10 protein-coding genes are annotated in these 9,747 nt (G+C 69.4%); 8 read left to right on the top strand and 2 right to left on the bottom strand.

Annotated features, from left to right (window positions below):
* Positions 1-56 precede the first annotated feature (56 nt).
* A complete protein-coding gene (locus tag ACWGIU_RS18875; RefSeq protein ID WP_030012142.1) occupies positions 57-815 on the bottom strand; it encodes an IclR family transcriptional regulator in 759 nt (252 codons plus the stop codon).
* A gap of 250 nt (positions 816-1,065) precedes the next feature.
* Here ACWGIU_RS18875 and ACWGIU_RS18870 point away from each other — a divergent pair, with 250 nt between their 5' ends.
* From ACWGIU_RS18870 to ACWGIU_RS18855, 4 genes are all read left to right on the top strand, one after another.
* The gene (locus ACWGIU_RS18870; RefSeq protein ID WP_453707203.1) at positions 1,066-2,205 is read left to right on the top strand and encodes an LLM class flavin-dependent oxidoreductase; all 1,140 of its coding nucleotides are present in this window, start codon (positions 1,066-1,068) and stop codon (positions 2,203-2,205) included.
* Positions 2,206-2,460: 255 nt separating this feature from the next.
* Positions 2,461-4,143: a glycosyl hydrolase family 18 protein gene (locus ACWGIU_RS18865; RefSeq protein ID WP_453707201.1), complete on the top strand. Its 1,683-nt coding sequence runs from the start codon at positions 2,461-2,463 to the stop codon at positions 4,141-4,143.
* 159 nt (positions 4,144-4,302) lie between these two features.
* Entirely contained in the window at positions 4,303-5,151 is an 849-nt protein-coding gene (locus ACWGIU_RS18860) for a helix-turn-helix domain-containing protein (RefSeq protein ID WP_453707199.1), read from the top strand.
* Entirely contained in the window at positions 5,111-5,344 is a 234-nt protein-coding gene (locus tag ACWGIU_RS18855; protein ID WP_453707197.1) for a DUF397 domain-containing protein, read from the top strand. Before ACWGIU_RS18860 ends, ACWGIU_RS18855 begins: the two co-directional genes overlap by 41 nt.
* Before the next feature lie 3 nt (positions 5,345-5,347).
* Here the strand turns inward: ACWGIU_RS18855 and ACWGIU_RS18850 are convergent, their stop codons facing one another.
* A complete protein-coding gene (locus tag ACWGIU_RS18850; RefSeq protein ID WP_453707195.1) occupies positions 5,348-6,334 on the bottom strand; it encodes a helix-turn-helix transcriptional regulator in 987 nt (328 codons plus the stop codon).
* Positions 6,335-6,597: 263 nt separating this feature from the next.
* On the opposite strand from ACWGIU_RS18850, the gene ACWGIU_RS18845 reads away from it, so the two are divergent.
* The 4 genes from ACWGIU_RS18845 (at position 6,598) to ACWGIU_RS18830 (ending at position 9,744) form a co-directional block, all read left to right on the top strand.
* A complete protein-coding gene (locus ACWGIU_RS18845; protein WP_453707193.1) occupies positions 6,598-6,798 on the top strand; it encodes a hypothetical protein in 201 nt (66 codons plus the stop codon).
* A gap of 5 nt (positions 6,799-6,803) precedes the next feature.
* A complete protein-coding gene (locus tag ACWGIU_RS18840) occupies positions 6,804-7,079 on the top strand; it encodes a hypothetical protein (protein ID WP_453707191.1) in 276 nt (91 codons plus the stop codon).
* 44 nt (positions 7,080-7,123) lie between these two features.
* Positions 7,124-8,329, top strand: coding sequence for an aggregation-promoting factor C-terminal-like domain-containing protein (locus ACWGIU_RS18835; protein WP_453707189.1), 1,206 nt, complete (start codon positions 7,124-7,126; stop codon positions 8,327-8,329).
* 104 nt (positions 8,330-8,433) lie between these two features.
* Entirely contained in the window at positions 8,434-9,744 is a 1,311-nt protein-coding gene (locus tag ACWGIU_RS18830; protein WP_453707187.1) for a tachylectin-related carbohydrate-binding protein, read from the top strand.
* Positions 9,745-9,747 lie beyond the last annotated feature (3 nt).

Below are 9,747 nucleotides of genomic sequence, written 5' to 3'. Positions count from 1 at the left end.
GTTCCGGTTTTTCACCGGAACCGCCCGAAGTGTTTTTCCGGGCCTGTCGGCGGCTCCTAGAGCGTGAGCGACAGCAGCAGCGGCGCGGCTTTCCGGTTCAGGGTGTCCGCGGCGGCCCGCAGCCGGTGCGCGTGCTCGACCGGCATCGACAGGGCCAGGCAGCCCACCGAGGCCCCGGCCGTGATCGGCACCGCCGCGCAGACCGTACCGACGGCGTATTCCTGCAGGTCCAGCATCGGCACGGTGGCGGGCTGGGCGTCCAGCTTGGAGAACAGGATCCGCTCGTTCACGATCGTCTTCGACGTGAGCCGGGCGATCTTGTGCCGGGACAGGTGGTCGCGCCGCCCGTTCAGGTCGAGCTGTGTCAGCAGACACTTGCCGACCGCGCTGGCGTGCGCGGCGGAGCGGAAATCGACCCACTCGTGCACCTTCGGGGTTCGGGGACTGTCCGCGAACTGGGTGATCCTGACCTCGCCGTCCACGTACCGGCTGATGTAGACGGCCGCGCCGACCGAGTCGCGCAGCCGGTCCAGGGTCTCCTGGAGCTTGTCGGTGAGTGCCTGCTGCCGGTCGATCCCGGAGCCGAGCAGGACGAGGGAATCCCCTATGGCGTAAGCACCGTCGGACACCTGCAGGACATACCCCTCCCGGCGCAGCATGAGCAGCATCGGAGCGAGATGGGCTGCGGGCAGGCCGGTCTCACGCGCGATCTGGACGTCCGTCACACCACCGGTGTGACGCGCGATCGTTTCGAGTACGCGTAGTGCGTACTGCACCGAGTGGAACGGCGCGGTCGGCTCGGGCTTCAGCGCCACGGTTTCCCCCTAGCAGGTTGTTACCGCTTGCCCTACCACGATAGCCATCAAGAGGACCATGTGGAGCGCCTGTTGAGGAGATTGATGGCTCAATGAGGTCTCTCTGCCTGGATCTACTCCCGTGGCATATGCCAGAGGCATGCGCGACGCCCCTCAGCGCCGGGAATGCCCGGCGGCCGCCCACGGTTCGAGTTCTTCGTACGGTATCGCACTGGTGTCGTACGGACCGGAGAGCGAAACGGGAGCGACGATGAGTGACGCAGGGGACGACCCGCAGGGCAACGCGAGGGGGAGCGGCGAGGCGAACCGGAACGCGAACGGGATCCGTGCCACCGCGCCGGGCCGGGCGACCGTACCGCTCTCCGTCCTGGACCTCGTCACCGTCGGCGCGGGCAGCACCGCCCACGCCGCCCTCCGCACGAGCGTCGAGATCGCCCGCCTCGCGGAGACCCGCGGCTACCACCGCCACTGGGTCGCCGAGCACCACTCCATGCCGGGCGTCGCCAGCTCCTCGCCCGCCGTGATCCTGGCCCATCTCGCCGCGCACACCTCCCGCATCCGGCTCGGCTCCGGCGGGATCATGCTGCCCAACCACGCCCCGCTCGCCGTCGCCGAGCAATTCGGCACCTTGGAGGCGCTCGCCCCGGGCCGGATCGACCTCGGCCTCGGCCGCGCCCCTGGCACCGACGGCCGCACCGCCGCCGCCCTGCGCGGACCCGGGCGTCTCGACGAAGCCGCCGACGAGTTCCCCCGGCGCCTCGCGGAGCTCACCCGCTTCCTCGACGACGACTTCCCCGACGGGCATCCCTACGCCCGCGTGCACGCCGTACCGGGCCCGGTCCAGGGCCCCGCCGGCCGGCCACCGCTGTGGCTGCTCGGCTCCTCCGGCTTCAGCGCCCGCCTCGCCGGCGAGCTCGGCCTGCCGTTCGCCTACGCCCACCACTTCTCGGCGGCCGGCACCCTGCCCGCGCTCGACCTCTACCGCCAGAGTTTCCGTCCCTCGGCCGTCCTCGACGCCCCCTACGCCGTCATCGGCGTCTCGGCGCTCGCCGCCGACACCGACGCGCAGGCCCGCGCCCAAGCGCTCACGGGTGCGCTGTCGATGCTGCGCCTGCGCACCGGACGCCCCGGCCTGATCCCGACGCCCGAGGAGGCGGCGGCGTACGCGTACTCCCCGCCGGAGCGGGAGTTCGTGGACGCCTGGCTCGCGAACGTCGTCCACGGCACCCCCGACGAGGTCCGCACCGGGCTGGACGACCTGGCGAAGCGGACCGGCGCGGACGAGCTGATGCTGACCACCAACGCCCACGGCGGGGCCGCCCGGTTGCGCTCCTACGAGCTGGTCGCGGATGTGTACGGCATGCCCGTCGAGGCGCCCGCCGCCGATTGACGGGACGCGAACGGCGATGTGCTGGTTCGTTTCCGAAACCTTGCGCGGGGCTGCCTGAAGGCAGCCTTAAACCGCTCGTCACCCGGGGTGGCGAGCGGTTTCTGATGTGCGCCCACGTCTCTGACTTGGGGAAATGGTGCGTGAGTGGTCTAGTCCTTCTTTGGTCCGAACCATTGACGTGAGGGTGGGGTGATCGCTATCACTTCTCTCACCCGAACCGCTTGATCTCCCCTCCCACCCCCACGGAGACAGTTCATGCACATCCGTAAACCCCTCATCGCAGCCGCCGCCACGGCCGCGCTGGCAGCCGGAGCGCTGGCCTCCTTCGCGGGACTCGGCACGGCTCAGGCCGCCGACGCCGGAACCACCGCCGCGGCGGGCGGTGTCCGTATCGCCTACTACGACCAGTGGAGCGTGTACGGCAACGCCTTCTACCCCAAGCACCTCGACACCCGCGGCATAGCGGGCAAGCTGGACGTCATCAACTACTCGTTCGGCAACATCCACCCCACCAACCTCACCTGTTTCGAGGCGAACAAGGCGGCGGGCGACGACAACAACCCCAACGCCGGTGACGGCGCGGGCGACTCGTACGCCGACTACCAGAAGTCCTTCAGCGCCGCGGACAGCGTCAGCGGGGTCGCCGACAAGTGGGACCAGCCGATCGTCGGCGTCTTCAACCAGTTCAAGCAGCTGAAGGCCAAGTACCCCCACCTGAAGATCAACATCTCGCTGGGCGGCTGGACCTACTCCAAGTACTTCAGCGACGCGGCGAAGACCGACGCCTCCCGCAAGAAGCTCGTGTCCTCCTGCATCGACCAGTACATCAAGGGCAACCTCCCGGTCGAGGGCGGCTACGGAGGCCAGGGCGCCGCGGCCGGCATCTTCGACGGCATCGACATCGACTGGGAGTACCCGGGCTCGTCCGTCGGCCACCTCGGCAACCACTACGCCCCCGAGGACAAGCAGAACTTCACGCTCCTGCTCAAGGAGTTCCGGGAGCAGCTCGACGCCTACGGCCAGGCCAACGGCGGCAAGAAGTACATGCTGACCTCGGCGCTCCCGGCCGGCCAGGACAAGATCAAGTACATCGAGACGGACAAGATCGGCGCGTACCTCGACTACGCGAACATCATGACGTACGACATGCACGGCGCCTGGGACAGCGACGGCCCCACGTACCACCAGTCCCCGCTGTACTCCCCGGCGGGCGACCCGACCGACCCGATCGCGCCGGGCACCCAGAAGTACAGCATCGACAACGCGATCGACTCCTGGATCGACGGCAACCCGGCCTACGGGATCACCGGCGGCTTCCCCGCCGGCAAGCTGACGCTGGGCTACGAGTTCTACTACCGCGGCTGGAAGGGCGTCCCCGCCGGGGCGAACAACGGCCTCGCCCAGTCCGCGACCGGCGCCTCGGGCGCCCGCCCCACCAGCCAGCAGGCCGGTATCGCCAACTACAAGGAGCTCGGCGGCCTCGTCGACAACCCGGCGACCACCTTCTGGGACGACCAAGCCAAGGCCTCGTACTTCTACAAGGACGGCGAGTTCTTCACCGGCCTCAACCAGAAGTCCGTCCAGGCCCGGGTCGACTACGGCAAGCAGCGCGGCCTGGCCGGCGCGATGATGTACTCCCTGCTCGGCCTGGACAACAGCACCACGCTGCTCAACCAGATCTCGGACGCCCTCGGCGGCACCACGCAGCCGCCGGTCACCACGCCTCCGACGACCACCCCGCCGACCACGACCCCGCCGACCACGCAGCCTCCGACGGGCTGCGGATCGCTCCCGGCGTACGTCGCGGGCACGGTCTACACGGCCGGCAACGAGGTCTCCCACAGCGGCCGCAAGTACAAGGCCCAGTGGTGGACGCAGAACGAGACCCCGGGCACCACGGGTGAGTGGGGTGTCTGGAAAGACCTCGGCGCCTGCTGATCTCCCCCCACCCCGCGCCGAGCGACGCCTCCGCCCTGCCCCTTCTCTCCCGGGGGCGGGGCGGAGGTGTCACATGGTTGCGGGATTCACGACACCGGTGAGTGTCGACGTCGCTACGCTCGGCCACAAGCTCGTTCTCCGCTTGGGGGTACCCGTCTCATGGCTCAGGTGCGCGACATCGATCCCAGTGCCTCGCCGCTGGACTACTACAGCTACGAGCTGCGCCGACTGAGAGAAGAGGCGGGCCTGAAGCAGGCGCAGCTGGGCGCGATCATCTTCTGCACGGGCTCCCTGATCGGCATGATCGAGAACGGCAAGCGGGTACCGACCCGGGACTTCTCGGAACGGGTGGACGCGGCCCTGGGTACCGACGGGCACTTCTCCCGGCTGGTGGGGCTGGTCCTGCGGAGCGTGCTGCCGACGTGGTTCCAGGCGTACGCGGAGATGGAGGCCCGGGCGACGTTCATCTCCACCTATCAGTCGCAGGTGGTTTACGGACTCCTTCAGACGGAGGCGTACGCGCGGGCGGTGCTCATGACCGGAATGCCGGACCGACTCGATGAGTTGGTGGCCGCTCGGATGGAACGTCACCGCATCCTGCATCGGGAGCAGTCTCCGATGATCTGGGTGGTGCTCGATGAGGGAGTGCTGCACCGGCCGATAGGGGGGCATCAGGTGATGCGCGCGCAACTCGCCCACCTGCTGAGCTTCCATGAGAACCGGTGGGTTCAGATCCAGGTGCTGCCGTGTGCGGCGGGTGAGCATGCCGGCCTGATCGGGTCGTTCAACGGACTGCGCTTCGACACAGATCCGGACATCGTCTATACGGAAGACCTCATCTCGGGCCACATGACGGCCAACCCCGACACCGTCAGGGAAGCCGCGCTTCGTTACGCTCACTTGCAGGCCGCCGCACTCTCTGTAGAGGAGTCGGCGGTGTTGATCGCGCAGGTAATGGAGGAGCGTTATGGGGAGCAGCCTGAACCTGACCGGCATGTTGTGGCGTAAGTCCAGCTACAGCGGAAATACAGGCGGCGACTGCGTCGAGTGCGCCCCGCTCGCCGTCGCCTGGCGCAAGGCCTCGTACAGCGGAACGACCGGAGGAGACGGCCAGGTCGCCGTTCGCGACTCCAAGAACCCCGGCGGGCCGGTCTTCACGGTCACGGCAGAGGCGTTCACCGCCTTCGTCCGGAGTCTCTGACCGTCAGAGCCAGCCCTGCTGGGCCGCCTTGAGGCCGGCTTCGAAGCGGCTCGTGGCGTGGAGGCGTTCCATGAGGGCGGCCATCTGGCGCCTGACCGTGCGCAGGGATACCCCGAGCCGCTTGGCCGCGGCCTCGTCCGTCATGCCCGACGCCAGGAGCTTCAGCAGCTCCAGTTCGGTCGCGGTGGGGCGGGTGTCGCTGGGGCGGGGGCGGTCGGCTCCGAGCGGGACGGCGGAGTTCCACGTCTGCTCGAACAGGGTGGTCAGGGAGGCCACGATCCCGGGGGCGCTGGTGCACAGGGCGCCCAGCCGGGAATGGTCGGGGTCGATCGGGACCACCGCCACGGCGCGGTCGAATATCAGGAGGCGGGGCGGCAGGAGCGGGCTGGTCCGCACCTGGCCGCCCTGTTCGGTCAGCCACCGGGCGTAGGCCAGCGTCGTCGGATCGTTGCGGGCGCTGTCCTGGTAGACCGACCGCATCTCGATGCCGCGGGCCAGCGCCCGCCGGTCCAGCGGTCGGGAGGCTTCCAGGCTCGCCTCGGAGAGCGCGCCGCCCGGCAGGATCGCCAGACATTCCCGCTCCAGTCCGTGGGCGAGCTGCTCCAGCCGGCCCTGGATGGCGTCCATCCCCACAAGCCGTTCCGCGCCGTCGACCTCGGTGTTCGGGCTGAGCTCCGCGAATTCGGAGACCACCTGCGCCGCCGCCGCCTTGCTGCGGGCCAGCTCCTGCTGACGGCGGGCCAGTTCCTCCTCCTGGCGGCGCAGCAGCAGCTCCAGGCCCAGTTCGGGTCTCACCGCGCGCAGCCCGCCCGGGCAGTCCCGTGACGGTCTGAGCAGGTCGAGGTCGACGAGCCGGTCCAGGCCCTCGCGGACCTGGGTCTCGGTGAGGCCGAGGCGGGCGCTGAGCTCGGCGATCCCTTCCGATGGGTCGGCCAGCATGCCCCGGTACACGGCCTCCACGTCGGCCCCCAGGCCCAGTGTGTGCAGCAAGTCGTCGCCCCCCGGCAGTAGTTGGACAGCGCCGACGAGCGCCGCCGGGCTGATCGTAGGCGAAGTCTGTCACCAAGGTGCCAGGCCTGTTGGTGACAGCCGCAACCTCTTCTTCGCGGGTCCTGACGCCAGCACCATGGTGTTCACCGGGACGGCGGGGACGAAAGTCCCCGACTCAGGCCAGAGCCGCAAGGACGATCCGGACAGCGCGCAGCACACCGCACCGAACGCATCGCTTCCGAGCCTGTGACCTGGGGGAAACCATGTCCCGCAACGCCCGCACCGCCCGCACCGCCCGCTTCGCCGCTTTCGCCGCCGTCTTCACCGCCCTGTGTGCCGCCGCCGTCACCACCACCTCGGTGACCGCTTCCGCCGAGCACCACCACGTCAGCGCCTCCGCGGACGGCAGCATCAACTGGGACACGGCACCCACCTCCGTCGAGGACAGCATCAACTGGGACTAGCCGGCATGCGCGTCATCCGAGCCTCCCTGTCGGGGCCCTGTGACGATCCGGACCGGGACGGTGTGCTCGCGCTCGTCGCCGATCTGATCTGGGCCCACACCCCCGCCGCGCACGGCCTCGAACACCTGCGGGCCAAAGCCGCCCGCGACGGCGTGCACGTCTACCTCTTCCTGCGGGCCGCATCCGAAGCCGCGGCCCTCACCCAGGCCCAAGCCATCCTCGACGGCGCCCGCGCCCCGCTGCGCGCGCACGGCTACCGCACCACCGAGCCGCACCGCTGACGGCGATGTCCGGCCTGCCCGCGAACGTTCCTCAGGAGAACGCAGTGACCACCACCTTCCGTCAGGCTGCCCGAAAGAGCGCGGTAGCCGCCCTCTCCACCGCCCTCGGTGCCGGACTGCTCACCGCCGCGTCCGTCGCGACCGCCCCGGCCGCACAGGCCGCGACCACCTGCAGCGGGACCGCCGCGATCTACGGCGTCCTTCCCGACGGCCGGCTCACCTTCAGTACCATCACCCCGGCCACCGGCGCGTTGAAGACGGTGCGGGTCGGAGCGGATCTGGGGTTCGAGCCCAAGGCGATGGCCACCCTCAACTTCAACACGATCCTGGTGACCTCGACCTCCGGTGCGCTCTACCGCCTCGACGTCCTCACCAACAACGAGTCCCTCGTCCTGGAGCGCCCGCCCGTCAAGATCTTCGACAGTGGCTGGACGCACGACAAGCTCACCTACGACGGACACGGGCACCTGTACGGCACCGCGGGCGGGCTCCTGCTCCAGTACCTGGTCTCCCAGCCCAAGCCGACCGGCTCGGCGCACATCGGCCAGCGCAAGGAGATAGGCAGCGGCTTCGTCCTGAAGACGCTCACGGCCGCCGGGGACGACCGCCTCCTCGCCACCACGTCGGCGGGCGCGCTCTACTCGTACCGGATCGGCAGCGACGGCAGCTGGGACCGCGACGACCTCAAGACCTCCGGCTGGTCCGGCTTCGACCAGGTCGTGTCGCCCGGTGGGGGTCTCTACTACGGCCGCATCGAAACCACGGGCGCCATGTACTGGTACAAGGACGCCGACCCGGCCGACGGTTCCGGCACCGACATCGCCTACCACAACGACACCCCCGTCAACACCGGGGGCTGGACGCAGAAGCTGCTGTCCGCCCAGCCGGCGACCTTCAGCTGCACCACCACCGCGGACCCGCTCGACGGCCACGACATACCGGCCGTGAAGGCGGCCGGCCGCGACCTGATGAACAAGCACGACGGCGGCGCCTGGAACAGCACCACCCAGTGGAACTGCCTGGAACAGCTGTGGGACAGGGAGAGCGGCTGGCGCTACTGGGCCGACAACCCGAACTCGACGGCCTACGGCATCCCCCAGGCGCTGCCCGGTTCCAAGATGGACGCCTTCGGCGACGACTGGCGCACCAACCCGGTCACCCAGATCAAGTGGGGCCTGTCCTACATCGACGGCCAGTACGGCACGCCCTGCGGCGCCTGGACCCACTTCCTGAACAACAACTGGTACTGAGCGGCCCGGCCCCCGCGTCACGCCCGCTCGCCCGTTCTCCTTCGCCCCTCCCCTCCCCGGCCCGACGCGCGTACGTCAGGGCTGCCCAGAATCCGGAGACACCCATGTCCTCGTCGTCCCTCAAGCGCCGCCTCGCCGCCACCCTGGCCGTCACCGCCACCACCCTCGGCATGGTCACCCTCACCTCGGCGCCGGCCCAGGCCGCCGCCATCTGCGGCGGCGACGTCTCGATCTACGGCACCCTCGCCGACGGCCGCCTCACCTACACGGCGATATCCCCCAACACCGGCGACCGGGTGAAGACCCTGATCGGCTCGAACCTCGGCTTCACGCCGCAGGCCATGGCCACCCTCAACTTCAACACCGTGCTCGTGACCTCGACGGCCGGCGACCTGTACCGCGTCGACATCCAGACCAACGACAACGCGCTTGCCCTGGCCGGAGTCACCAAGATCTGGGACGGCGGCTGGACCTTCGACAAGATGACCTACGACGGTGCCGGCCACCTCTACGGCACGGTCGCCGGCCAGCTCCACCGCTACAACATCTCCCAGGCCAAGCCCACCGGGTCGGCCCACATCGCCAAGCACGCGGTGATCGACACGGGCTTCGTCCTCAAGACGCTCGCCGCCGCGGGCGATGACGTCCTCATCGCCAGCACCGCCGACGGCCGGCTGCTCTCCTACCAGATCAACGGCGTCGGAGACTGGGAGAGTTCGGTGCTCAAGAGCTCGGGCTGGTCGGCGGTCGACAACCTCGTCTCGCCCGGCGGCGGCCTCTACTACGGCCGCACGAACGGCGGCATGTACTGGTACCACGACGCCGACCCCACCGACGGCAAGGGCGACGACATCGCCTACCACCCCGCCGACCCGGTCGACGTGAGCGGCTGGACCCAGACCCTGCTCTCCGCCTTCGCCAACGACTGCACCTACCAGCCGCCCGCGCCCCCGACCCCCACCCCCTCCACCAAGGGCGGGCAAATCGCCCGCAGCGAGATCATGAGCCGCGCCGTGAACTGGCTGAACCGCGACATCCCCTACAGCCAGAGCGCCTACGCGTCCGACCCGGACGGCGACCACACCTACCGCACCGACTGCTCGGGCTTCGTCTCCATGGCCTGGCACGCGGCGAGCAGCTACACGACCCAGAGCCTGCCGGGCATCGCCGCCACCATCTCCAAGTCGGACCTGCAGCCCGGCGACGCGCTGAACACCCTGGACGGCCACGTGGTGCTCTTCGAGAAGTGGGTCGACAAGGCCGCAGGGAAGTTCTCGTACATCCACGAGGCCAACACCACGGACGACATGATGCGCGGTCAGGACTACCTCAACGGCGGCAGTGACGGCCGCATCGCCGGCCACGCCGCCTCGGGCTACGTCGCCCTGCGCTACGACAATGTCGTGAGCGGATAGCCC

It is taken from the genome of Streptomyces sp. NPDC054840 (assembly GCF_053611065.1).
The sequence above is the reverse complement of the archived record's forward strand: the minus strand, read 5'-3'. Positions and strand labels throughout refer to the sequence as shown.